This window comes from Salipiger mucosus DSM 16094, from assembly GCF_000442255.1.
Classification (GTDB): domain Bacteria; phylum Pseudomonadota; class Alphaproteobacteria; order Rhodobacterales; family Rhodobacteraceae; genus Salipiger; species Salipiger mucosus.
Window position 1 is genome coordinate 279,987 of sequence record NZ_KE557273.1, and the last position, 22,455, is coordinate 302,441.

34 protein-coding genes and 1 pseudogene are annotated in these 22,455 nt (G+C 66.6%); 30 read left to right on the forward strand and 5 right to left on the reverse strand.

What is annotated here, in order from left to right:
- The first annotated feature begins 147 nt into the window (after nucleotides 1–147).
- From rpsJ to rplP, 9 genes are all read left to right on the forward strand, one after another.
- Entirely contained in the window at nucleotides 148–456 is a 309-nt protein-coding gene (gene rpsJ / locus SALMUC_RS01410; protein ID WP_020042725.1) for a 30S ribosomal protein S10, read from the forward strand.
- Nucleotides 457–470: 14 nt separating this feature from the next.
- Complete coding sequence (rplC, locus tag SALMUC_RS01415) at nucleotides 471–1,343, forward strand: 50S ribosomal protein L3 (RefSeq protein WP_020042726.1); 873 nt, start codon at nucleotides 471–473, stop codon at nucleotides 1,341–1,343.
- Nucleotides 1,340–1,957: a 50S ribosomal protein L4 gene (rplD, locus tag SALMUC_RS01420; RefSeq protein ID WP_020042727.1), complete on the forward strand. Its 618-nt coding sequence runs from the start codon at nucleotides 1,340–1,342 to the stop codon at nucleotides 1,955–1,957. The genes rplC and rplD overlap by 4 nt, the downstream gene beginning before the upstream one ends.
- Entirely contained in the window at nucleotides 1,954–2,250 is a 297-nt protein-coding gene (locus tag SALMUC_RS01425; RefSeq protein WP_020042728.1) for a 50S ribosomal protein L23, read from the forward strand. The genes rplD and SALMUC_RS01425 overlap by 4 nt, the downstream gene beginning before the upstream one ends.
- A 195-nt stretch (nucleotides 2,251–2,445) precedes the next feature.
- Complete coding sequence (gene rplB / locus SALMUC_RS01430; RefSeq protein WP_020042729.1) at nucleotides 2,446–3,288, forward strand: 50S ribosomal protein L2; 843 nt, start codon at nucleotides 2,446–2,448, stop codon at nucleotides 3,286–3,288.
- Between the two features lie 3 nt (nucleotides 3,289–3,291).
- Complete coding sequence (gene rpsS, locus SALMUC_RS01435; RefSeq protein ID WP_020042730.1) at nucleotides 3,292–3,570, forward strand: 30S ribosomal protein S19; 279 nt, start codon at nucleotides 3,292–3,294, stop codon at nucleotides 3,568–3,570.
- A 3-nt stretch (nucleotides 3,571–3,573) separates the two neighbouring features.
- A complete protein-coding gene (gene rplV / locus SALMUC_RS01440) occupies nucleotides 3,574–3,954 on the forward strand; it encodes a 50S ribosomal protein L22 (protein ID WP_020042731.1) in 381 nt (126 codons plus the stop codon).
- The gene (rpsC, locus tag SALMUC_RS01445; protein ID WP_020042732.1) at nucleotides 3,954–4,664 is read left to right on the forward strand and encodes a 30S ribosomal protein S3; all 711 of its coding nucleotides are present in this window, start codon (nucleotides 3,954–3,956) and stop codon (nucleotides 4,662–4,664) included. The genes rplV and rpsC overlap by 1 nt, the downstream gene beginning before the upstream one ends.
- A gap of 13 nt (nucleotides 4,665–4,677) precedes the next feature.
- The gene (rplP, locus tag SALMUC_RS01450; RefSeq protein WP_020042733.1) at nucleotides 4,678–5,091 is read left to right on the forward strand and encodes a 50S ribosomal protein L16; all 414 of its coding nucleotides are present in this window, start codon (nucleotides 4,678–4,680) and stop codon (nucleotides 5,089–5,091) included.
- Between the two features lie 93 nt (nucleotides 5,092–5,184).
- Here the strand turns inward: rplP and SALMUC_RS01455 are convergent, their stop codons facing one another.
- On the reverse strand, nucleotides 5,185–5,943 hold the full coding sequence (locus SALMUC_RS01455; RefSeq protein ID WP_020042734.1) for a lysozyme family protein: 759 nt from the start codon (nucleotides 5,941–5,943) through the stop codon (nucleotides 5,185–5,187).
- 79 nt (nucleotides 5,944–6,022) lie between these two features.
- Between SALMUC_RS01455 and SALMUC_RS01460 the strand changes: the two genes are divergently transcribed.
- A complete protein-coding gene (locus SALMUC_RS01460) occupies nucleotides 6,023–6,643 on the forward strand; it encodes a TIGR02466 family protein (RefSeq protein WP_020042735.1) in 621 nt (206 codons plus the stop codon).
- Between the two features lie 211 nt (nucleotides 6,644–6,854).
- Here the strand turns inward: SALMUC_RS01460 and SALMUC_RS01465 are convergent, their stop codons facing one another.
- Together SALMUC_RS01465 and SALMUC_RS01470 are read right to left on the reverse strand one after the other, a co-directional pair.
- Nucleotides 6,855–7,214 (reverse strand): hypothetical protein, encoded by a 360-nt coding sequence (locus SALMUC_RS01465; protein WP_156883344.1) that lies wholly within the window; start codon nucleotides 7,212–7,214, stop codon nucleotides 6,855–6,857.
- 101 nt (nucleotides 7,215–7,315) lie between these two features.
- The gene (locus tag SALMUC_RS01470) at nucleotides 7,316–7,708 is read right to left on the reverse strand and encodes a hypothetical protein (RefSeq protein WP_020042737.1); all 393 of its coding nucleotides are present in this window, start codon (nucleotides 7,706–7,708) and stop codon (nucleotides 7,316–7,318) included.
- Nucleotides 7,709–7,962: 254 nt separating this feature from the next.
- Here SALMUC_RS01470 and rpmC point away from each other — a divergent pair, with 254 nt between their 5' ends.
- From rpmC to SALMUC_RS01530, 12 genes are all read left to right on the forward strand, one after another.
- On the forward strand, nucleotides 7,963–8,169 hold the full coding sequence (rpmC, locus tag SALMUC_RS01475; protein WP_020042738.1) for a 50S ribosomal protein L29: 207 nt from the start codon (nucleotides 7,963–7,965) through the stop codon (nucleotides 8,167–8,169).
- Nucleotides 8,170–8,172: 3 nt separating this feature from the next.
- A complete protein-coding gene (gene rpsQ, locus SALMUC_RS01480; RefSeq protein WP_020042739.1) occupies nucleotides 8,173–8,418 on the forward strand; it encodes a 30S ribosomal protein S17 in 246 nt (81 codons plus the stop codon).
- 67 nt (nucleotides 8,419–8,485) lie between these two features.
- Complete coding sequence (gene rplN / locus SALMUC_RS01485) at nucleotides 8,486–8,854, forward strand: 50S ribosomal protein L14 (RefSeq protein WP_020042740.1); 369 nt, start codon at nucleotides 8,486–8,488, stop codon at nucleotides 8,852–8,854.
- A complete protein-coding gene (gene rplX, locus SALMUC_RS01490; protein WP_020042741.1) occupies nucleotides 8,854–9,165 on the forward strand; it encodes a 50S ribosomal protein L24 in 312 nt (103 codons plus the stop codon). Before rplN ends, rplX begins: the two co-directional genes overlap by 1 nt.
- Nucleotides 9,158–9,718, forward strand: coding sequence for a 50S ribosomal protein L5 (gene rplE / locus SALMUC_RS01495; RefSeq protein WP_020042742.1), 561 nt, complete (start codon nucleotides 9,158–9,160; stop codon nucleotides 9,716–9,718). Before rplX ends, rplE begins: the two co-directional genes overlap by 8 nt.
- 12 nt (nucleotides 9,719–9,730) lie before the next feature.
- Nucleotides 9,731–10,036, forward strand: coding sequence for a 30S ribosomal protein S14 (rpsN, locus tag SALMUC_RS01500; RefSeq protein ID WP_020042743.1), 306 nt, complete (start codon nucleotides 9,731–9,733; stop codon nucleotides 10,034–10,036).
- 13 nt (nucleotides 10,037–10,049) lie between these two features.
- Nucleotides 10,050–10,442, forward strand: a complete 393-nt coding sequence (gene rpsH / locus SALMUC_RS01505) for a 30S ribosomal protein S8 (RefSeq protein WP_020042744.1) — start codon at nucleotides 10,050–10,052, stop codon at nucleotides 10,440–10,442.
- A gap of 11 nt (nucleotides 10,443–10,453) precedes the next feature.
- On the forward strand, nucleotides 10,454–10,987 hold the full coding sequence (gene rplF / locus SALMUC_RS01510) for a 50S ribosomal protein L6 (RefSeq protein ID WP_020042745.1): 534 nt from the start codon (nucleotides 10,454–10,456) through the stop codon (nucleotides 10,985–10,987).
- Nucleotides 10,988–10,998: 11 nt separating this feature from the next.
- A complete protein-coding gene (gene rplR / locus SALMUC_RS01515; protein ID WP_020042746.1) occupies nucleotides 10,999–11,358 on the forward strand; it encodes a 50S ribosomal protein L18 in 360 nt (119 codons plus the stop codon).
- Between the two features lie 170 nt (nucleotides 11,359–11,528).
- The gene (rpsE, locus tag SALMUC_RS01520; RefSeq protein ID WP_020042747.1) at nucleotides 11,529–12,107 is read left to right on the forward strand and encodes a 30S ribosomal protein S5; all 579 of its coding nucleotides are present in this window, start codon (nucleotides 11,529–11,531) and stop codon (nucleotides 12,105–12,107) included.
- A gap of 3 nt (nucleotides 12,108–12,110) precedes the next feature.
- The gene (gene rpmD, locus SALMUC_RS01525) at nucleotides 12,111–12,299 is read left to right on the forward strand and encodes a 50S ribosomal protein L30 (protein WP_020042748.1); all 189 of its coding nucleotides are present in this window, start codon (nucleotides 12,111–12,113) and stop codon (nucleotides 12,297–12,299) included.
- A 180-nt stretch (nucleotides 12,300–12,479) separates the two neighbouring features.
- Nucleotides 12,480–13,262 (forward strand): MBL fold metallo-hydrolase, encoded by a 783-nt coding sequence (locus SALMUC_RS01530; RefSeq protein ID WP_020042749.1) that lies wholly within the window; start codon nucleotides 12,480–12,482, stop codon nucleotides 13,260–13,262.
- Between the two features lie 71 nt (nucleotides 13,263–13,333).
- Here SALMUC_RS01530 and SALMUC_RS01535 read toward each other — a convergent pair whose 3' ends face one another.
- Nucleotides 13,334–14,596: a DEAD/DEAH box helicase gene (locus SALMUC_RS01535; RefSeq protein ID WP_020042479.1), complete on the reverse strand. Its 1,263-nt coding sequence runs from the start codon at nucleotides 14,594–14,596 to the stop codon at nucleotides 13,334–13,336.
- Between the two features lie 443 nt (nucleotides 14,597–15,039).
- On the opposite strand from SALMUC_RS01535, the gene rplO reads away from it, so the two are divergent.
- From rplO to SALMUC_RS01550, 3 genes are all read left to right on the forward strand, one after another.
- On the forward strand, nucleotides 15,040–15,510 hold the full coding sequence (gene rplO, locus SALMUC_RS01540) for a 50S ribosomal protein L15 (protein ID WP_020042478.1): 471 nt from the start codon (nucleotides 15,040–15,042) through the stop codon (nucleotides 15,508–15,510).
- 111 nt (nucleotides 15,511–15,621) lie between these two features.
- The gene (secY, locus tag SALMUC_RS01545) at nucleotides 15,622–16,986 is read left to right on the forward strand and encodes a preprotein translocase subunit SecY (RefSeq protein WP_021119691.1); all 1,365 of its coding nucleotides are present in this window, start codon (nucleotides 15,622–15,624) and stop codon (nucleotides 16,984–16,986) included.
- Nucleotides 16,983–17,627: an adenylate kinase gene (locus SALMUC_RS01550; protein WP_020042476.1), complete on the forward strand. Its 645-nt coding sequence runs from the start codon at nucleotides 16,983–16,985 to the stop codon at nucleotides 17,625–17,627. Before secY ends, SALMUC_RS01550 begins: the two co-directional genes overlap by 4 nt.
- A gap of 61 nt (nucleotides 17,628–17,688) precedes the next feature.
- Here SALMUC_RS01550 and SALMUC_RS01555 read toward each other — a convergent pair whose 3' ends face one another.
- Nucleotides 17,689–18,081: a BLUF domain-containing protein gene (locus SALMUC_RS01555; RefSeq protein WP_020042475.1), complete on the reverse strand. Its 393-nt coding sequence runs from the start codon at nucleotides 18,079–18,081 to the stop codon at nucleotides 17,689–17,691.
- 291 nt (nucleotides 18,082–18,372) lie between these two features.
- Here SALMUC_RS01555 and rpsM point away from each other — a divergent pair, with 291 nt between their 5' ends.
- From rpsM to SALMUC_RS01580, 5 genes and pseudogenes are all read left to right on the forward strand, one after another.
- Complete coding sequence (gene rpsM / locus SALMUC_RS01560) at nucleotides 18,373–18,741, forward strand: 30S ribosomal protein S13 (protein WP_020042474.1); 369 nt, start codon at nucleotides 18,373–18,375, stop codon at nucleotides 18,739–18,741.
- A 15-nt stretch (nucleotides 18,742–18,756) separates the two neighbouring features.
- Nucleotides 18,757–19,149 carry a 30S ribosomal protein S11 gene (gene rpsK / locus SALMUC_RS01565; protein WP_020042473.1) on the forward strand — a complete coding sequence of 131 codons (393 nt, stop codon included), beginning with the start codon at nucleotides 18,757–18,759 and terminating at the stop codon, nucleotides 19,147–19,149.
- Nucleotides 19,150–19,263: 114 nt separating this feature from the next.
- Nucleotides 19,264–20,280, forward strand: coding sequence for a DNA-directed RNA polymerase subunit alpha (locus tag SALMUC_RS01570; protein WP_037371042.1), 1,017 nt, complete (start codon nucleotides 19,264–19,266; stop codon nucleotides 20,278–20,280).
- Nucleotides 20,281–20,411: 131 nt separating this feature from the next.
- On the forward strand, nucleotides 20,412–20,837 hold the full coding sequence (gene rplQ / locus SALMUC_RS01575) for a 50S ribosomal protein L17 (RefSeq protein ID WP_020042471.1): 426 nt from the start codon (nucleotides 20,412–20,414) through the stop codon (nucleotides 20,835–20,837).
- Between the two features lie 282 nt (nucleotides 20,838–21,119).
- Nucleotides 21,120–22,443: pseudogene (locus SALMUC_RS01580) on the forward strand (replication-associated recombination protein A).
- The last annotated feature ends 12 nt before the right edge of the window (nucleotides 22,444–22,455 follow it).

A 22,455-nucleotide genomic window follows, 5' to 3' on the forward strand; every position in this document is an offset into this window, starting at 1 on the left:
AGGGCCCGCGCGGTCCCGGCCTGATCCGTCGCCCCGACCTTGAATACCGGGACGGGCTCTGCCCGTCCCAAACGGGTCCGAAGAGGGGACGGGGTGGTCCCGTCTCCTCCTCTCGACTCTCACGCCTATGAAAAGGCAGACCGAACAATGCAAAGCCAGAACATTCGCATCCGGCTCAAGGCGTTCGACTACCGCGTGCTGGACTCCAGCACGCAGGAAATCGTGAACACCGCCAAGCGGACCGGCGCGCAGGTGCGCGGCCCGATCCCGCTGCCGAACAAGATCGAGAAGTTCACCGTTCTGCGTGGCCCCCACGTGAACAAGAAATCCCGCGACCAGTTCGAGATCCGCACCCACAAGCGGCTGCTCGACATTGTCGACCCGACCCCGCAGACGGTGGACGCGCTCATGAAGCTCGACCTCGCCGCCGGCGTGGACGTCGAGATCAAGGTGTAAGGAGGGCAACGCTCATGATGCGCTCTGGAGTCATCGCAAAGAAAGTCGGCATGACCCGGCTGTTCATGGAGGACGGGAAGCAGGTTCCCGTGACCGTCCTTCAACTCGACGGATGCCAGGTGGTCGCGCAGCGCACCGCCGACAAGGACGGCTACACCGCCGTCCAGCTGGGCTCGGGCTCGGTCAAGGCAAAGAACGTCACCAAGGCCCTGCGCGGCCACTTCGCCGTCGCGAAGGTCACGCCCAAGCGCAAGATCGCGGAATTCCGCGTCGCGCCGGAGAACATGATCGGCGTCGGTGAGGAAATCACCGCCGACCATTACTTCGAGGGCCAGTTCGTCGACGTCTGCGGCACCACCATCGGCAAGGGCTTTGCCGGCGGCATGAAGCGGCACAACTTCCGTGGCCTCGAAGCCACGCACGGCGTGTCGATCAGCCACCGTTCGCACGGCTCGACCGGTCAGTGCCAGGACCCGGGCAAGGTCTTCAAGGGCAAGAAGATGGCCGGCCACATGGGCGCTGTCCGCGTGACCACGCAGAACCTGCAGGTCGTGCGCACCGACAGCGAACGCGGCCTGATCATGATCAAGGGCGCCGTTCCGGGCTCGAAGGGCGGCTGGGTGACCATCAAGGACGCCGTGAAGAAGCCGTTCCCCGACGGGGCGATCCTGCCCGCCGCGCTGAAGTCGGCCGCCGACGAAGCCGCGCGTGCCGCCGAAGAGGCTGCCCGCCAGGCCGAGGAAGAGGCCAAGGCTGCCGAGGAGGCCCGCCTGGCCGAGGAAGCGGCTCAGCAGGAAGAGGCGCTGAAGGAAGCCGAGGCCGAGATCGACGCCGAGAAGGAAGCCGGTGTGGATCCTTCGGGTGAAAAGAAGGAAGGCGAGCAATGAAACTCGACGTGATCAAACTCGACGGCGGTGCCGCGGGCGAAGTCGAGCTGACGGACGAGATCTTCGATCTCGAGCCGCGCGCCGACATCCTGCACCGCGTGGTCCGCTGGCAGCGCAACAAGGCGCAGGCCGGCACCCACAAGGCCAAGACCCGGTCCGAGACCAGCTACTCGACCAAGAAGATCTATCGCCAGAAGGGCACCGGCGGCGCACGCCACGGTGACCGCAACGCGCCGATCTTCCGCAAGGGCGGCATCTACAAGGGCCCCGTGCCGCGCAGCCACGCGCACGAGCTGCCCAAGAAGGTCCGCCAGCTGGGTCTGAAGCTGGCGCTTTCGGCGAAAGCCAAGGCCGGCAACCTGGTGGTGATCGACAACGCCGACGCCGACGGCAAGACCAAGACCCTGGCGAACCAGGTGAAGGCTCTTGGCTGGAAGCGCGCGCTGGTCATCGACGGCGCCGAGGTCAACGAGAACTTCGCCCGTGCCGCGGCGAACATCGACGGCCTCGACGTGCTGCCGAGCGTGGGCGCGAACGTGTATGACATCCTCAAGCGTGACACGCTGGTGCTCACCAAGGCGGGTGTCGAAGCTCTGGAGGCTCGACTGAAATGAGTGCCAAGGCAGAACATTACGACGTGATCCGCAAGCCGGTCGTCACCGAGAAATCCACCATGGTCGGCGAGAACGGCGCGGTGGTCTTCGAAGTGGCGATCGACGCGACCAAACCCCAGGTCAAGGAGGCCGTCGAGGCGCTCTTCGGCGTGAAGGTGAAGGCGGTCAACACCACCATCACCAAGGGCAAGGTCAAGCGGTTCCGTGGCCAGATGGGCCGCCGCAACGACGTCAAGAAGGCCTATGTCACCCTCGAGGATGGCAACACCATTGACGTGACCACCGGCCTGTAATAGGCACGGCCATCTTTCGCGGCGCCGGATTCGTTCGGCGCCGCGTGACTTTGGCGGAAACGCCGTCCGGGGTGCCCGTTTCGGGCACGCCGTTCCACCGGGGACCTTCGGGGCCCTACGACCGAGGCGGGATCTCCCGCCGACCACATAGCGGGCCCCACGGGGTCCCGTGTCTGAAAACGGAAGACAGAAAGCATGGCACTCAAGTCGTACAAGCCGACGACGCCGGGCCAGCGCGGGCTGGTGCTGATCGACCGTTCGGAGCTGTACAAAGGACGTCCCGTCAAGAGCCTTACCGAGGGCCTGACGAAGAAGGGCGGCCGGAACAACACCGGACGGATCACCGCACGTCGCCGCGGCGGTGGCGCAAAGCGTCTCTACCGGATCGTCGATTTCAAGCGGAACAAGTTCGACGTCAACGGCATCGTCGTTCGCATCGAATACGACCCCAACCGCACGGCCTTCATCGCGCTCGTCCAGTATGACGACGGCGAACAGGCCTATATCCTCGCGCCCCAGCGTCTCGCCATCGGCGACAAGGTCGTCTCGAGCGCGAAGGCCGACATCAAGCCCGGCAACTGCATGCCCTTCTCCGGCATGCCGATCGGCACGATCGTCCACAACATCGAGCTGAAGCCCGGCAAGGGCGGCCAGATCGCACGCGCCGCGGGCACCTACGCCCAGTTCGTCGGCCGTGACGGCGGCTACGCACAGATCCGCCTGTCGTCGGGCGAGCTGCGCCTGGTCCGCCAGGAATGCCTGGCCACGGTCGGCGCCGTGTCGAACCCCGACAACAGCAACCAGAACATCGGCAAGGCCGGCCGGACCCGTCACATGGGCAAGCGTCCCAGTGTGCGCGGTGTGGTCATGAACCCGATCGACCACCCCCACGGCGGCGGCGAAGGCCGCACCTCGGGCGGCCGTCACCCGGTCACCCCCTGGGGCAAGCCGACCAAGGGCAAGCGGACCCGCGACACGAACAAGGCGTCGCAGAAGCTCATCGTCCGCTCCCGTCACGCCAGGAAGAAGGGTCGCTAACACATGTCGCGCTCTGTTTGGAAAGGCCCTTTCGTCGACGCTTACGTCCTGAAAAAGGCGGAGAAGTCGCGCGAAGGCGGCAAGAACGAAGTCATCAAGATCTGGTCGCGCCGCTCGACGATCCTGCCCCAGTTCGTGGGCCTGACGTTCGGCGTCTACAACGGCCACAAGCACGTTCCCGTGCTGGTCTCCGAGGACATGATCGGCCAGAAGTTCGGTGAATACTCGCCGACCCGCACCTACTACGGGCACGCGGCCGACAAGAAAGCCAAAAGGAAGTAAGCCATGGGCAAGGATAAGAATCCCCGCCGCGTGGCGGACAACGAGGCGATGGCCAAGCTGCGCATGCTGCGCACCTCGCCGCAGAAGCTCAACCTGGTGGCCGCGCTGATCCGGGGCAAGAAGGTCGACAAGGCTCTGAACGACCTGACCTTCTCGAAGAAGCGGATTGCCGTGGACGTGAAGAAGTGCCTTCAGTCCGCTATCGCGAACGCCGAGAACAACCACGGGCTGGACGTCGACGAGCTGGTCGTCGCCGAGGCCTTCGTGGGCAAGAACCTTGTGATGAAGCGCGGCCGTCCCCGGGCGCGTGGCCGCTTCGGCCGCATCAACAAGCCGTTCTCGGAAATCACCATCAAGGTGCGCCAGATCGAGGAGCAAGCCTAATGGGTAACAAGACCAATCCGATCGGCATGCGCCTTCAGGTCAACCGCACCTGGGACAGCCGCTGGTACGCCGATACCAAGGACTACGGTGATCTCCTGCTCGAGGATATCGCGATCCGCGAGTTCATCCACGACGAGTGCAAGCAGGCCGGCGTGGCCCGCGTGATCATCGAGCGTCCGCACAAGAAGTGCCGCGTGACGGTGCACACCGCGCGTCCGGGCGTGATCATCGGCAAGAAGGGCGCCGACATCGAGGTGCTTCGCAAGAAGCTGGCCAAGATGACGGACTCCGAGCTGCACCTCAACATCGTCGAGGTCCGCAAGCCCGAGCTGGACGCCCGTCTCGTGGGCGAGAGCATCGCGCAGCAGCTCGAGCGCCGGGTGTCCTTCCGCCGCGCCATGAAGCGCGCGGTGCAGAACGCCATGCGCATGGGCGCGCTCGGCATCCGCGTGAACGTCGCCGGCCGTCTGGGCGGTGCCGAGATCGCACGGACCGAGTGGTACCGCGAGGGCCGCGTGCCCCTGCACACCCTGCGTGCCGACATCGACTTCGCCAACGTCGAGGCTTCGACTCCCTATGGCATCATCGGGATCAAGGTCTGGATCTTCAAAGGCGAAATCATGGAGCATGACCCGTCCGCCCGCGATCGCAAGTCGCAGGAAATCCAGGACGGTCCGGCTCCGCGCGGCGCCATGGGCGGCCGTCGCTGAGGAGGCTTGAACAATGCTGCAACCGAAACGCACAAAATTCCGCAAGATGCAGAAGGGCCGGATCAAGGGCGACGCCAAGGGCGGCTCTGATCTGAACTTCGGGCACTACGGTCTCAAGGCACTTGAGCCCGAGCGCGTGACGGCGCGTCAGATCGAGGCGGCTCGCCGCGCGATGACCCGCCACATGAAGCGCCAGGGCCGGGTCTGGATCCGCATCTTCCCGGACACCCCCGTGACCGCCAAGCCCATCGAAGTTCGTATGGGTAAGGGCAAGGGCTCGGTCGATCGCTGGGCCTGCAAGGTCAAGCCCGGCCGCGTGATGTTCGAGATCGACGGCGTCGCCGAGAACATCGCCCGCGAGGCGCTGCGCCTGGCCGCAATGAAGCTGCCGATCAAGACGCGCGTCGTGGTCCGCGAGGACTGGTAAGCGCCGGCAGTCGCGCTTCGCGACACTTCATATGGGCCCCCGCCGGGAGACCGGCGGGGGCCTTTTCATGCTCGGGTGACGGGGCGGGGCCTCTCAGCCCGGGAAGATCGGCGCCATCTCACGCTGGAAGGCGGCCCAGGTCATGGTGGCGCGATTGCCCGCGTAGCCGTGGTAGTGCGAGCGCCCCGAGGAATTGGGCAGCCCCGCCCAGATGCGCGCGAGGTTGTTCATGAAGGCGGTGCGCGTGATCTCGCCCCGTTGCAGGGCGCCGAGGCCCGCCTCGTGCAGCAGCAGGTCGGCGAGCCGGTCCTGCACGCGCGGGGAAAAGCGGGTTTCGGCGGGCAGGTTCAGTGCCTCGACCAGGCGCCGCAGGGTGGCCGGAATGAACTGGTAGCGGCCGATGGCATGGGGTTGCCCCGGGGTGCGGTCGATCCAGGCGAAAATTTCGGACAGGCGCAGCTGCGTGGGCGGGCGCCGCGGCTTGATGCGGGCGCCGTATTGCACCGCGTCGTAGCCTGCCGGCCCGGCCTCGGCCCGGGCGATGATGTGGCGGATGCGTTCCGCCTTGCCCGCAAGCGGGCCGGGCGCGAGATCGGGCGTGAGCCGGGCGCGCGAGAGCAGGCTGCGGCCCCCGGTGCTGCCGGTGAAGAGGCTGGGACTGCCGCCCGTGGGCGCGGCAGACCCGGTGGAGAACAGCGGCTGCCCGGCCTGCAGCAGGGGCCCCCGGTCGTCGTCCTGCGGCGCGACGAAAAGCTGCGCGCGGGCCTGCGCGAGGGCCGGGCCCGCGAGCGCCAGCATCAGCGGCAGGAGGAGGAGGCGCAGCAGGGCCAGCGAGGAGGCGATTCCCGACATGGCGGGCAAGCTGCCCCAAACCGGTTGAGAAACCCTTGCCCCTCTCGCCAAGCCGCCAAGGATGGGCTAGATCGGCGTCATGTCCCAGGTTCGCTCGCTCTTCGCCACCCGTCTCTACCGCGCCGCGCTCTCCGAGCACGGTCCCGCCATCGATCCCGCCGAGCTCGAGGCCTCGTGCTATTCCATCGCCGAGGACGACGAGGCGGGGCAGGAATGGTGCGAGACCGAGGGCTATCCCGGCTATACCTCCTATGCCTCGCTGACCGATCTGCCCTGGCGCTTCCCGATCTTCGCGGACCTCGTGAAATCGCTCGACAAGCACGTCATGGCCTTTGCCGAGGATCTCGAGTTCGACCTTGGCGACAAGGGGCTGGTGCTCGAGGACATCTGGATCAACATCCTGCCCGAGGGCGGCAGCCACGGCTCGCACATCCACCCGCATTCGGTGATCTCGGGGACGACCTATGTCGCGATGCCCGACGGTGCCTCGGCGCTCAAGCTCGAGGACCCGCGGCTGGGCTTCATGATGGCGGCCCCGGCGCGCCGCAAGGGCTGCCGCGAGGAGCTGCGCAGCTTCGTCTACGAGACGCCGGCGGTGGGCGACGTCCTGCTCTGGGAAAGCTGGCTGCGCCACGAGGTGCCGATGAACATGGCCGAGGACGAGCGCATCTCGGTCAGCTTCAACTATAAGTGGGAGTGATCGCTGGTCCGGCCTGCGGCCGGCAATCGCTCCGGGGGAGCGATTGAAGCGATCACGGGCGGAGCCCCGCGGTCCGGGCCTTGGGCCGGCAAACGCTCCGGGGGAGCGTTTGAGTTCCGAACGGGCGGAGCCCAGCGGTCCGGCCTTCGGCCGGCAATCGCTCCGGGGGAGCGATTGAAGCGATCACGGGCGGAGCCCCGCGCGTAACGCCTCAGGTCTGCGCCACCAGGGTCGGGGTCTGGACCCCGACGAAGGCCACGTCGTCCCAGGTGACATCCGAGTCCTGCAGGTCGATCGTGACGTCGCGGGCGGCCTGCGTGGCGCTTTCGTAGCGCAGCAGTAGTTCGGTCGAGAGCGTGTCGTCGCCCTCGCTTCCGGTCACGGGCGCGTAGGAGCTGCCCGAGCCTTCGCTGAGCTGCATGACGATATCGAGGCCGGGCTCGGCGCCGTCCTCGGTGTCGTTCGGGCCGGCGTCCTCGTTGTCGTCTTCGGGGGAGTCGCTCGGCTCGTCCCAGTCGAAAGCGACGGCCGTGAGGGCCAAAGCGGCCATACCAAATACCAGAAACAGCAATTCCGATCTCCCGAATTCAATTGGAATTGGCCAATTGTGGCATAAATCGGCCCTGTGGGGAGGCGCGATCTCCGGGAAGCACTGTTTTCACGCCCCGCGCGCTAGCCCATCATCGCGGGAAGCAGGCTCCGGCACCTGTCGCTGACGTCCCGGTTGTCCCCGCCAAGGGCCTCCCAGCGGGTCCGCAGCGCCGCGACCTTCGCCTCCTGTGGCGCGGTCCAGGGGCGCGTCTCGTCTTCGCCGAGGTAGACCGCCATGAGCATGGCGCTGACCCGGATGAAGCTGCGTTCCTCGGCGGTGCAGAGGCTGGCGGCCTCGGGGCTGTCCAGCCGGCCGAGCTCGCTGGCGATCTCGGCGCGCAGGCCCGCTGTCAGCGGCAGGTCATCAAGCTCGGTGTGCATCGCGGAGCCCGTCGGCGTGGTAGAGGTCGGCGTGGTGGGCTGGCAGGCGGCCAGGGCGAGCAGGGCGGCAATCAGGGCAGGGCGGGCGAACATGGCGGGTCTCCGGTTTCATGACTGTACCCGATGCAGTATCCGGGGGCGCGGGACCCGGCGCATTGACCCGGCGCAACGGCTCGCGGGCGGGCGGCCGGACGGCCGACGGGCGGCGATCCCGCCGGTTGCTCGGGAAACCCTTGCCAAGCTGGCAAATCCCGCCTATACGGCCCGCTCATCCACCTCCACCGGGAATCAGGGTGACCCGCGTTAACGACGGGGCCTTCCGGTGATGTTGAAAAGGAGCGATCCAGATGGACGCCAAGGAACTGCGAGCCAAGACCCCGGATCAGCTCCGGGACGAGCTTGTGGCGCTGAAGAAGGAGGCCTTCAACCTCCGCTTCCAGAAAGCCACCGGCCAGATGGAAAACACCGCGCGCATGCGCCAGGTGCGCCGCGACGCGGCCCGCGTTAAGACGATTCTGAACGAAAAGGCCGCCGGCGCGGCTCAGGAGGCGTAAGACATGCCCAAGCGTATTCTCCAAGGCACCGTGACCTCCACCGCCAACGCCCAGACCGTCACCGTTTCGGTCGTGCGTCGCTTCAAGCACCCCGTGCTTCAGAAGACGATCAAGAAGTCCAAGAAATACCGCGCCCACGACGAGGCCGGGAAATTCGCCGTCGGCGATTTCGTGCGGATCATCGAATGCGCACCAAAGTCGAAGACGAAACGCTGGGAGGTTGTTACCGACTCTTCGGGGTGGGAATAACTTTTCGGTTTGAACGAAACCCTGGGGGGTCGAACGAAAACAACCCCCATAGGTCGGGAGAAACCACATGATCCAGATGCAGACCAATCTGGATGTCGCTGACAATTCCGGTGCCCGGAAAGTTCAGTGCATCAAGGTCCTCGGCGGCTCGCATCGCCGCTACGCATCGGTCGGCGACATCATCGTCGTCTCGGTGAAAGAGGCCATTCCGCGCGGCCGCGTGAAGAAGGGTGACGTCCGCAAGGCCGTCGTCGTGCGCACCGCCAAGGAAGTCCGTCGTGAGGATGGCACGTCCATCCGCTTCGACCGCAACGCCGCCGTCATCCTGAACAACTCGGGCGAGCCGATCGGCACCCGTATTTTCGGGCCGGTGGTTCGCGAGCTGCGTGCGAAGAACTTCATGAAGATCATCTCGCTGGCTCCGGAGGTGCTCTGATGGCTGCCAAGCTGAAAAAAGGTGACAACGTCATCGTTCTGACCGGCAAGGACAAGGGCAAGACCGGGACCATCGAGTCCGTCAGCCCGAAGACCGGCAAGGCCGTCGTCGGCGGTCTGAACATGGCCGTGCGCCACACCCGCCAGAGCCAGCAGAGCCAGGGCGGGCGCATCCCGCAGGCCATGCCGATCGACCTGTCGAACCTCGCCATCGTCGATGCAAACGGCAAACCGACCCGCGTGGGCTTCCGCATGGAAGGCGACAAGAAGGTCCGTTTCGCCAAGACCACGGGGGACGTGATCGATGCTTGATAACGCAACCTACACCCCGCGTCTGCGCACGCAGTTCCGCGAGACGATCAAGCCGGCCCTCAAGGAAGAGTTCGGCTACAAGAACGACATGCAGATCCCGCGTCTGGACAAGATCGTTCTGAACATCGGTTGCGGTGCCGAGGCCGTGAAGGACTCGAAGAAGGCGAAGTCGGCCCAGGACGACCTGTCCGCCATCGCCGGCCAGCACGCCGTCATCACCAAGGCGAAGAAGTCGATCGCAGGCTTCCGCGTGCGTGAAGACATGCCGCTGGGCGCCAAGGTGACCCTGCGCGGTGACCGGATGTACGACTTCCTCGACCGCCTGATCGGGATCGCGATGCCGCGCATCCGCGACTTCCGCGGCGTGAAGCCGTCCTTCGACGGCCGTGGCAACTTTGCCATGGGCATCAAGGAGCACATCGTGTTCCCGGAGATCGAGTTCGACAAGGTCGACGAGGTCTGGGGCATCGACGTCATCATCACCACCACCGCCGCAACCGACGCGGAAGCCAAGGCGCTGTTGAAGCATTTCAACATGCCCTTCAACGCCTGAGGAGCGAGACACATGGCCAAGAAATCCATGATCGAACGCGAGAAGAAGCGTCAGCGCCTGGTGGAGAAGTATGCCGCCAAGCGTGCCGCGCTCAAAGAGATCGCGAACGACGAAAGCAAACCGATGGAAGAGCGCTTCAAGGCTCGCCTGACGCTGGCGAAACTGCCGCGCAATTCCTCGCCGACCCGCCTGCACAACCGGTGCCAGCTCACCGGACGTCCCCACGCCTATTACCGCAAGCTGAAGATCAGCCGTATCGCCCTGCGCGACCTCGGTTCGACCGGCCAGCTTCCGGGCATGGTCAAGTCGAGCTGGTAAGGGAGGGTATGATATGAACGATCCTATCGGCGATATGCTCACCCGTATCCGCAACGCTCAGCTCCGGCACAAGTCCACCGTGACCACGCCGGCGTCGAAGCTGCGTGGCTGGGTGCTCGATGTGCTCGCGGACGAAGGTTACATCCGCGGCTACGAGACCGGGACCGACGCGAACGGTCACCCGACTCTCGTCATCAGCCTGAAGTACTTCGACGGCGCCCCCGTCATTCGCGAGCTGCAGCGGGTCTCGACCCCCGGCCGCCGCGTCTACAAGGGCGTCACGGACATCCCGCAGGTCCGCCAGGGCCTGGGTGTCTCGATTGTCAGCACGCCCAAGGGCGTGATGTCGGACGCAAACGCCCGCGCCGCCAATGTCGGTGGCGAGGTGCTCTGCACGGTATTCTAAGGAGGGACGTCATGTCTCGTATTGGGAAAAGGCCGGTCGAGCTGCCCTCGGGTGTTTCCGCATCCGTCAGCGGCCAGACCATCGAAGTGACGGGCCCGAAGGGCACCCAGAGCTTCACCGCCACCGACGATGTCAGCATCGTGGTCGACGACAGCAGCGTCACCGTTGAGCCGCGCGGCAACTCCAAGCGCGCGCGCCAGCAGTGGGGCATGTCCCGCACCATCGTTGCGAACATGGTTCACGGCGTTCAGAACACCTTCAAGAAAGAGCTCGAGATCCAGGGCGTGGGTTACCGCGCGCAGGTGCAGGGCAAGGTGCTCAAGCTGAACCTCGGCTACAGCCACGAGGTCAACTTCGAGATCCCCGAGGGCATCACCATCACGGCGGCCAAGCCGACCGAGGTGACCGTCGAGGGGCACAACGCCCAGCAGGTCGGCCAGGTCGCAGCGAACATCCGCGACTGGCGCCGCCCCGAGCCCTACAAAGGCAAGGGTATTCGCTACAAGGGCGAATACATCTTCGCCAAGGAAGGCAAGAAGAAGTAAGGACGCGGACAATGGCAAACAGCAAACGTGTACTGTTCCAGAAGCGCCGCCTGCGCGTCCGGAACAAGCTTCGCAAGGTGAACGCGGGCCGCATGCGGCTGTCGGTTCACCGGTCGAACAAGAACATCAGCGTTCAGCTCATCGACGACGTGAAGGGCGTGACCCTCGCCTCCGCGTCCTCGATGGAGAAGGACCTGGGCCTCGTGGGCAAGAACACCGTCGAGACGGCGCAGAAGCTGGGCTCCACCATCGCCGAGCGCGCCAAGAAGGCCGGCGTGGAAGAAGCCTACTTCGACCGTGGCGGGTTCCTCTACCACGGCCGCATCAAGGCCCTGGCCGACGCCGCCCGCGAGGGTGGGCTGAAGCTCTGAAGATCGCGGTGCGTGTCCGCATGCACCTCAGGGAACTGGCCGGGGGCGCCGATGCGGCGGCCCCGGCGTGCAGGTGCAAGGCACCTCGATGATCCGGGGTCCCCGCTGGGATCACCAGGATTGAGCCAAACGGGTGCCCGACCGGGCGCCGAAGAACCGAAGGAAGCCGTATGGCAGAACGTGACAACCGCCGGGGCGGCCGCCGCGACCGCGACGAAGCCCCCGAATTCGCCGATCGCCTCGTCGCGATCAACCGCGTGTCCAAGACCGTCAAGGGCGGCAAGCGCTTCGGCTTCGCCGCGCTCGTCGTCGTGGGCGACCAGAAGGGCCGCGTGGGCTTTGGCAAGGGCAAGGCCAAGGAGGTCCCCGAGGCCATCCGCAAGGCCACCGAGCAGGCAAAGCGCAAGATGATCCGCGTGCCGCTGCGCGAAGGCCGCACGCTGCACCATGACGTCGAGGGCCGCCACGGCGCGGGCCGCGTCGTGATGCGCACCGCCTCCACCGGTACCGGCATCATCGCCGGCGGCCCGATGCGCGCCGTCTTCGAGATGCTGGGCGTGCAGGACGTGGTCGCCAAGTCGCTGGGCTCGCAGAACCCCTACAACATGATCCGTGCCACGCTGAACGGCCTGACGCGCGAGCAGTCGCCGCGCAACGTCGCCCAGCGTCGCGGCAAGAAAGTGGCCGACATCCTGCCCAAGCGCGACGAAGCGCCGGCGGATTCGAGCCAGGTCGCCGAGGAGGCCTGATCCATGGCAAAGACGATTGTGGTCAAGCAGATCGGTTCGCCGATCCGTCGCCCGGAAAAGCAGCGCAAGACGCTGATCGGCCTGGGCCTGAACAAGATGCACAAGACCCGCGAGCTCGAGGACACCCCCGCCGTGCGCGGCATGGTCGCCAAGATCCCGCACCTCGTGCAGATCATCGAAGAGCGCGGCTGAGACCGTCGCCCAAATTCCTTCGAAGGAATTTGCAGAACTCTTCGAAGAGTTTTTCGGCGCCTTCCGGGAGATCCCGGGGGGCGCCTTTCATTTGCGCGGCGGCCGGGGGCTGACCGGAACGTGATTGCCGGGGCCTGCGGTCGGCCTAGGTCTCACCCCAACGTCAACTGGGAGCGTATCATGGTACAGACCCGCAGATCCTTTCTTGCCACCGCCGCCGCCGGCGCCGGGGCGATCACCGTCCTTCCCTACGCCGCGAGGGCCGAGGCGCACATGTCCGACAGCTTCATGGACGGCAAGGTGACGGTTCACCCGGTGAGCCACGCCTCCTTCGTCATGGAGACACCCGCTGGCGTGATCTACGTCGATCCGGTCGGCGGGGCCGGGCAGTACGGCGATTTCCCGGCGCCGAACCTGGTGCTCATCACGCACGAGCACGGCGACCACTACGACGCGGACACGCTTTCCGAGCTGGTGGGCGAGGGCGTGCACCTCATCACCAACCCGGCGGTGCACGACATGCTGCCCGAGGGCATGAAGGACGGCGCCGAGACGCTGGCCAACGGTGACAGCACCGAGTGGGAGGGCGTGACCATCGACGCGATTCCGGCGCATAACACCACCGAGGAGCGGATGAACTTCCACCCCGAGGGGCGCGACAACGGCTACGTGCTGAGCATGGACGGCTTCCGCACCTACATCTCGGGCGACACCGAGCCGGTCGAGGAGATGCTGGCGCTGGAGGACATCGACCTGGCGTTCATGTGCATGAACCTGCCCTTCACGCAGACCGCGCAGCAGGCGGCGGACGCGGTTAAGGCGTTCAAGCCGAGCTACGTCTATCCCTACCACTACCGCGGCCGCGACGGCGGGACGCAGGACCCCGAGGAGTTTGCCTCGCTGGTGGGGGATGCCGCCACGGTGAAGATGGGCGGCTGGTACGAAGAGGGTGAGCTCGGCTGAGTTCTCGTCTCACTTGCCAAACGGAAAAACGCCCCGGCCATCGGCCGGGGCGTTTTGCGTTTCGGGGCCGGTCAGGCCGCGCGGGCCGGCTTGGAGCGGCGCGGACGGCGCCGCTTGGGGCCGTCGGGGCGCTGACCCTTGGGCGCGCCGCCGGGCCTGCCGCCACCGCCGCCGCCGCGGCGGTTCTGCTTCGGCTTGGGCTCGGGCTCCCATGCCTCGCCGCCGGCGACGGGGATGGTGCGGCCCATGACCTTCTGGATGTCGCGCAGCTCGCCCATCTCGGTGGGCGCGCAATAGGCCACGGCGGTGCCGTCGCGCCCGGCGCGGGCGGTCCGGCCGATGCGGTGGACGTAGTTGTCCGCCACGTTCGGCAGGTCGAAGTTGTAGACGTAGCGCACCGAGGGGATGTCGATCCCGCGCGCGGCCACGTCGGTGGCGACGAGCACGGTCAGGTCACCCTCGCGGAAGGCCTTGAGCGCGCGGTCGCGCTGGCCCTGGCTCTTGTTGCCGTGCACGGAGCCGGCCGCGAAGCCCGACTTCTCGAGCTGCTTCTTGAGCCGTTCGGCGCCGTGCTTGGTGCGCGAAAAGACCAGTGCCGCGTCGGTGCGGTGGCTGCCGAGATGCTCGATCAGCAGGGACGACTTGTCGGCCTGCTGCACGAAGTGCACCGACTGCTCGATCTTGTCGACGGGCTTTCCCGGGGGCGTCACCTCGACCCGCACGGGATCGGTCAGGTAGGCGCGCGACAGTTCGGCCATCTGCTTGGGCATGGTGGCCGAGAAGAGCATGGTCTGACGCTCGGTCGGCAGCAGCTGCGCGATGCGGCGCAGCGCGTGGATGAAGCCGAGGTCGAGCATCTGGTCGGCCTCGTCCAGCACCAGGAACTCGGTCTGGTCGAGCCGCACGGCCTTGCGGTCGAGCAGGTCGATCAGGCGGCCGGGCGTGGCGACCAGCAGGTCGGTGCCGCGCTGCATGCGCTGCACCTGCGCGTTGATCGACACGCCGCCGACCACGAGGCCGATGCGCACGTCGGTGCCCTGGGCATAGGCGCGCAGGTTGTCGAGGATCTGCTTTGCCAGTTCGCGCGTCGGCGCGAGGATCAGGCCGCGCGTCGACTTGGGCGCGGGTTTTCCCTCGGCGCGCATGATGGCCGAGAGCAGCGGCAGCCCGAAGGCCGCGGTCTTGCCCGTGCCGGTCTGGGCGAGGCCCATCACGTCGCGCCCGTTCATGGCGTGCGGAATGGCCTGAGTCTGGATCGGCGTGGGGTCGGTGATGTCAAGTTCGGCCAAGTTGGCCGAGAGGCGGGGCGGGAGCCCCAGCATGTCGAAATCCAAGAGGATGTCCTTTCGGGGCAGGGGGCAACATGCCGCCTGCCTTATGGAGAAGCGGGCCGCTGCCACGGGGGCAGGGCGTCACTCGGGTGGCGCCGAATCGTCGCCCACCGGCCGGATTGCCGGAAGACCCTTTGCGGCGTCTGACCCCCCGCGTGATCTGGGAACCATGTGATTGGAATGTCTGCCGTGCGGGTCGCTGCCGGGCGGAGGCCCGGGCCCGCTGCCCCGCTCACGCGGCGGGTGCGGCAATGACGCCTACATGGGCCGGGACGGCGCGGAAGTCAATGGCTTGGCCCCGGGCGGGCCTCTCGCGGGGCTTGCACCGCCCGCGGGTGCCGTCTATACGCCCCCGGTGGCCCTGCGGGGTCCGATTCCGACACACGAAATATGCCGCGTTCGGCCCAACCGTCGCTGGGGGCCGCATCCGGCAAGGAGAAGCGACAATGAAACTCAACGAACTGCGCGACAACCCGGGCGCCGCCCGGAGCAAGAAACGCATCGGCCGTGGCCCGGGTTCGGGCAAGGGCAAGATGGGCGGCCGTGGTATCAAGGGTCAGAAATCCCGTTCGGGCGTGGCCATCAACGGCTACGAAGGCGGCCAGATGCCGCTCTACCAGCGCCTGCCCAAGCGCGGCTTCAACAAGCCGAACCGCAAGAACTACGCCATCGTGAACCTGGGCCTGATCCAGAAGTTCGTCGATGCGGGCAAGCTGGACGCCGGCTCGATCAACGAGGAAAGCCTCGTGGCATCGGGTCTCGTGCGCCGCAAGCTGGACGGCGTGCGCGTGCTCGCCAAGGGCGAGGTGACCACCGCGCTGACCATCGAGACCTCGGGCGCGTCGAAGTCGGCCGTCGAGGCGGTCGAGAAGGCCGGCGGCGCCCTCAAGGTCACGGCACCGGCAGCGGCAGAATAAGCGGGTTGTGAGCGGCTTCCATGCCGCTTACACAGGCCCCACGTTTTTTCAGGACCGCCGCCGGAGCCGGAAAGCGCTCTCGGCGGCGTTTCCACCTCAGAGAGGACCCGCATGGCATCCGCTGTGGAACAAATGGCCGCCAACACGAGCTGGGCGGCGCTGGGGAAGGCCACCGACCTTCGCAACCGCATTCTCTTTACCCTGGGCCTGCTGCTGGTCTACCGCCTGGGCACCTACATCCCCGTTCCGGGGATCGACGGCGCCGCCCTGCGCGACTTCATGGAGCAGGCGGGACAGGGCATCGGCGGCATGGTCTCGATGTTCACCGGCGGTGCGCTGGGGCGCATGGGCATCTTCGCCCTGGGCATCATGCCCTACATCTCTGCCTCGATCATCGTGCAGCTGCTGACGGCCATGGTGCCCTCTCTCGAGCAGCTGAAGAAAGAGGGTGAGCAGGGGCGCAAGAAGATCAACCAGTACACGCGCTACGGCACCGTGGCGCTGGCGCTGTTCCAGGCCTATGGCCTCGCGGTCTCGCTCGAGGCGGGCGACCTCGCCCACGATCCGGGCTGGTACTTCCGCGCGGCCGTGGTCATCACGCTGGTCGGCGGCACCATGTTCCTGATGTGGCTGGGCGAGCAGATCACCGCCCGCGGCGTCGGCAACGGCATCTCGCTCATCATCTTCGTCGGCATCATCGCCGAGGTCCCCGCGGCGCTGGCGCAGTTCTTCGCCTCGGGCCGCTCCGGCGCCATCTCGCCGGCGGTGATCGTGGGGGTCATCGTGATGGTGGTCGCGGTGATCATGTTCGTGGTCTTCATGGAGCGCGCGCTGCGCAAGATCACGATCCAGTATCCGCGCCGCCAGGTGGGCATGAAGATGACCGAGGCCCAGCAGTCGCACCTGCCCGTCAAGGTGAACCCGGCGGGCGTGATCCCGGCAATCTTCGCCAGTTCGCTGCTGCTGCTGCCGACGACCATCGCGACCTTCAGCCAGGCGGGCTCCTCGGGGCCGGTGATGTCGACGATCCTCGCCTACTTCGGGCCGGGACAGCCGCTCTACCTGCTGTTCTTTGCCGCGATGATCGTGTTCTTCGCCTATTTCTACACGTTCAACGTCTCGTTCAAACCCGATGACGTCGCCGACAACCTCAAGAACCAGAACGGCTTCATTCCGGGCATCCGTCCGGGCAAGCGCACCGCCGAGCATCTCGAATACGTGGTCAACCGCGTGCTGGTGCTGGGCTCGGCCTACCTGGCCGCGGTCTGCCTGCTGCCCGAGATCCTGCGCTCGCAATACGCGATCCCGTTCTACTTCGGCGGCACCTCGGTGCTCATCGTGGTCTCGGTGACCATGGACACGATCCAGCAGGTGCAGAGCCATCTGCTTGCCCATCAGTACGAGGGGCTCATTCAGAAGTCGCAACTGCGCGGCAAAGGAAAAGGACGCAAGCGGAGGGGGCCTGCACGCCGATGAACATCATTCTTCTGGGACCGCCGGGCGCCGGCAAGGGCACGCAGGCCCGCATTCTTGTCGAGGAACGGGGCATGGTTCAGCTCTCGACCGGCGACATGCTGCGCGAGGCCAAGGACAGCGGCACCGAGATGGGCAACAAGGTGGCCGAGGTCATGGCCCGCGGCGAGCTGGTGACCGACGAGATCGTCATCGGCCTGATCCGCGAGAAGCTCGAGGCCGATCCGAACCGGGGCTACATCTTCGACGGTTTCCCGCGCACGCTGAAACAGGCCGACGCGCTGGCCGAGCTGCTGGCCGAAGAGGGGCAGACGCTGGACCGCGTGGTCGAGCTGCGGGTGAACGACGAGGCGCTGGTCGAGCGCATCACCGCCCGGTCGACCTGCGGCAACTGCGGCGAGGTCTACAACGACCTGACCAAGCCGATCCCGGCCGACGGTAAATGCACCAAGTGCGGCGGCACCGAGTTCAAGCGGCGCGCGGACGACAACGAGGACAGCCTGCGCAAGCGCCTGATGGAATACTACAAGCAGACCTCGCCGCTGATCGGCTACTACTATGCCAAGGGTCAGCACTGCCGCGTCGACGGCCTGGGCGAGATCGACAGCGTCAAGGCGGCGATCGCGGAGAAGCTGGACGGCTGATCCGGGCGATGCCGCGACGTGAAAGGGCAGGGCCGGGCGCCCTGCCTTTTTCGTTCCGGGCCTAGCCGGCCGCGGCCAGGCGCCCGACCCGGCGGAAGGCGAGCACGGCGCCGTGGTCTCCGTCGAGGTAGCAGCGCGAGAGGAAGGCGGCGTCCTCGGGGTTGAGCGTGCCGTATCCCATGGTGAACGAGGGAAAGCTGCGCTCGGGGACCTCGCGATTCATGCGCTCGATCACGCGGGAGTGGCGCCAGTCCTGCCGGATGCGGGCGAAGAGCCAGCGCACGGGGTCCTTCGGTCCCTCGATGACATGGCAGAAGCCGCGTTCGTCGCGAAGCAGGTGGCCCGAGATCCCGCGCGCGGGGTTGCGGTTCATGGAGTGGTGGAGGATGTCCAGGTCCGAGGAATGCCCGCGCGGAAAGCGTGCCACGCTCGTGTAGAGAAGCTGGTAGATCATGCGGCCGGCCAGTGCCTGCGGCGCGATGTCGGTTGTGCGGGGGAGGGGTCCGAAGCTACCATGTCGAAGGCCAACGCGAGCCGGGACGCAGGGTTCCGACAAAGGGCTTGACGCTGGTGCCGAATCCTCATACCCACCCGCATCTCTACAAGAGACCAATCTTGCGGGACGGGTCGCTCCCCAACCGCAGATCACCTCATCAGCGGACAGCCCGAGGCGCCATGCGCTTTGGGCTCATGTTGTGAAAAAAGGTTCTGGTGCTACGGAACCGCAACGAAAGGAATAAGAGACTTGGCACGTATTGCCGGCGTCAACATCCCGACTCACAAGCGGGTGCCCATCGCCCTCACCTACATCACCGGTATCGGCCAGAGCTCGGCCAAGGACATCTGCGAGGCGGTCAACATCGACCAGTCGCGCCGTGTCAACGAGCTGTCCGATGCCGAAGTCGTCGCCATCCGCGAGCACATCGACGCGAACTTCACCGTCGAAGGCGACCTGCGTCGTGAAACGCAGATGAACATCAAGCGCCTGATGGACCTCGGCTGCTACCGCGGCCTGCGCCATCGTCGCAACCTCCCCGTGCGCGGTCAGCGCACCCACACCAACGCGCGCACCCGCAAGGGCCCCGCGAAGCCGATCGCCGGCAAGAAGAAATAAGGGAGGCAGCGAACTATGGCACGTGATACCCGTCGCGGAGGCAAGAAGAAGGTCTCCAAGAACATCGCAGCTGGCGTCGCGCATGTGAACTCCAGCTTCAACAACACCAAGATCCTGATCTCGGATGTGCAGGGCAACGCGATCTCGTGGTCGTCCGCCGGCACCATGGGCTTCAAGGGCTCGCGCAAGTCGACCCCCTACGCTGCCCAGCTGGCCGCCGAGGATGCCGGCAAGAAGGCGCAGGAGCACGGCGTCAAGACCCTCGAGGTCGAGGTGCAGGGCCCCGGCTCGGGCCGTGAGTCCGCGCTGCGCGCGCTGGCCGCCGTCGGCTTCAACATCACCGCGATTCGCGACGTGACGCCCATCGCCCACAACGGCTGCCGCCCGCCCAAGCGCCGCCGCGTCTGATCGGGACCGCTTTTTCGCGGGGCCGTGCGGGATTCCGCGCGGGCCCGCGTTCGTTTGTAACCTCGGGAGTCCTGGCCTACGGACATGGGGCCGGTGACAGGAATGGAGGCCTGCATGATCCACAAGAACTGGGCAGAACTGATCAAGCCCAACCAGCTGGAGGTGCGACCGGGTGCAGACCCGACCCGCGTCGCCACGATGGTCGCCGAACCGCTCGAGCGCGGCTTCGGTCTCACGCTGGGCAACGCCCTGCGCCGCGTGCTGCTGTCGAGCCTTCAGGGCGCATCGATCACCAGCGTTCAGATCGACAACGTCCTGCACGAGTTTTCCTCGGTCGCCGGCGTGCGTGAAGATGTGACCGATATCGTCCTGAACCTCAAGGGCGTTTCGCTGCGCATGGAAGTCGAAGGGCCCAAGCGCCTGTCGATCAATGCCAAGGGCCCGGGCGTCGTCACCGCCGCCGACATCGCCGAGAGCGCAGGCATCGAGGTGCTCAACAAGGAGCACGTCATCTGCCACCTCGACGAGGGTGCGGACCTCTACATGGAGCTGACGGTCAACACCGGCAAGGGCTATGTCTCGGCTGACAAGAACAAGCCCGAGGACGCGCCCATCGGCCTGATCCCGATCGACGCGATCTATTCGCCGGTCAAGAAGGTCGCCTACGAGGTCACCCCGACCCGTGAGGGCCAGGTGCTGGACTACGACAAGCTGACCATGAAGATCGAGACGGACGGTTCGGTCACGCCCGAGGACGCGATCGCCTACGCGGCGCGCATCCTGCAGGACCAGCTGTCGATCTTCGTCAACTTCGACGAGCCGGAATCGGCCAGCCGCCAGGACGACGAGGACGGGCTGGAGTTCAACCCGCTCCTGCTCAAGAAGGTCGACGAGCTGGAGCTTTCGGTCCGCTCGGCGAACTGCCTGAAGAACGACAACATCGTCTACATCGGCGACCTGATCCAGAAGACCGAAGCCGAGATGCTCCGCACCCCGAACTTCGGCCGCAAGTCGCTGAACGAGATCAAGGAAGTGCTGTCGGGCATGGGCCTGCACCTCGGCATGGATGTCGAGGACTGGCCGCCGGACAACATCGAGGATCTGGCGAAGAAACTGGAAGACCAGTTCTGAGCCACTGGCGGGGCGTACTGGAGAGGGCGCCCCGCACCATTCCCGCCCCGCGGGATCGGGCAAATGCCCCAAGGTGAGGGCCTGACACGCATCGGGCCCCGGACAAAGCAAAACGCAAAGGAGACACGAAAATGCGTCATGGTTCCGGCTACCGCCGCCTCAACCGCACCCACGAGCACCGCAAGGCGCTCTTCTCGAACATGGCCGGCTCGCTGATCGAGCACGAGCAGATCAAGACGACGCTGCCCAAGGCCAAGGAACTCAAGCGGATCATCGACAAGCTGATCACGCTGGGCAAGCGCGGCGACATCCACGCCCGCCGCCAGGCCGCCGCACAGCTGAAGCAGGACATGCACGTCGCCAAGCTGTTCGAGGTGCTGGGCCCGCGCTACGCCGAGCGTCAGGGCGGCTACTGCCGCGTCCTGAAGGCCGGCTTCCGCTACGGTGACATGGCGCCGATGGCGATCATCGAACTGGTCGACCGCGACGCCGACGCCAAGGGCGCCGCCGACAAGGCACGCCTTGCCGCCGAAGAGGCCGCTGCCGACGCGGAATGATCCGCGCCTGAGCGAGATTTCTGGGCCCTGCCGGCGACGGCGGGGCCTTTTCGTTTTGGGGGCCAAATCTTTTCGACAAGATCTGCAAATTCCTGCGAAGGAAATTGGCGCGGCGCCTCGCGGCCGGGGCGCCGGCCGGCCTTGCGCCAGCTTGCATTTCAGCTGCGGCGGGAACATATCGGGCACGAGAGGACCGCCATGCTTCGTATCTGCCCGATCACCCTCACGCGCGCCGCCACGCTGCGCGATCCGCGCCCCGCGCCGGGCACCGGGGGCTGAGGCATGGGCGATCTCTTCGACAGCGGCAGCAAGCCGCAGCCCGAAGGCGGCGCCAGCACCGCGCCGCGCCCGCTGGCGGACCGGCTGCGCCCGGCGACGCTGGGCGATGTCATCGGGCAGGAGCAGGTGCTGGGTCCCGAGGCGCCGCTGGGCACCATGCTGGACTCGGGCGCGCTGTCGAGCATCGTCTTCTGGGGGCCGCCCGGCGTGGGCAAGACGACCATCGCGCGGCTGCTGGCGGACGCGACCGAGCTGCACTTCGTGCAGATCAGCGCGATCTTCACCGGCGTGCCGGACCTGCGGAAGGTCTTCGAGGCCGCCAAGCACCGCCGCGCGAACGGGCAGGGCACGCTGCTGTTCGTCGACGAGATCCACCGCTTCAACAAGGCGCAGCAGGACAGCTTCCTGCCGCACATGGAGGACGGGACGATCCTGCTGGTCGGTGCCACGACCGAGAACCCCAGCTTCGAGCTGAACGCGGCGCTTCTGAGCCGCTCGCAGGTGCTGGTGCTCGAGCGGCTGGACCTTGCCGATCTCGAGCGGCTCGCGCAGCGGGCCGAGCGCGAGGTGGGCCGCGCGCTGCCGCTCGACGGCCATGCGCGCGAGGCGCTGCTCGAGATGGCCGACGGCGACGGGCGGGCGCTGCTGAACCTCGTCGAGCAGGTCACTGTCCTGGCGCATCGAGGGCAAGCTGAACACCGAGGCGCTGAGCGCCAGGCTGACCCGGCGCGCGGCGCAGTACGACAAGTCGGGCGACGGGCATTACAACCTGATCTCGGCGCTGCACAAGTCGGTGCGCGGCTCGGACCCGGACGCGGCGCTCTACTGGTTCGCGCGGATGCTGGACGCGGGCGAGGACCCCCGCTACCTCGCGCGGCGCATCACGCGCATGGCGGTCGAGGACATCGGGCTGGCCGATCCGCAGGCGCAGGCGGTCTGCCTGCAGGGCTGGGAGACCTACGAGCGGCTGGGCTCGCCCGAGGGGGAACTGGCGATCGGGCAGGCGCTGGTCTACCTCGCGCTCGCGCCCAAGTCGAACGCGGCCTATGTCGCCTACAAGGCGGCGCGCGCCTCGGCCAGGACCACCGGCTCGCTGATGCCGCCCAAGCACATCCTGAACGCGCCGACCTCGCTGATGAAGGACCAGGGCTACGGCAAGGGCTATGCCTACGACCACGACGCCGAGGACGGCTTCTCGGGGCAGGACTACTTCCCCGACGACATGGAGCGGGTCGACTTCTACGATCCGGTCGAGCGCGGCTTCGAGCGCGACCTGCGCAAGCGGGTGGACTACTTCGCGCGGCTGCGGCGCGAGCGCAACGCCTGAGCCCGCGCGCTT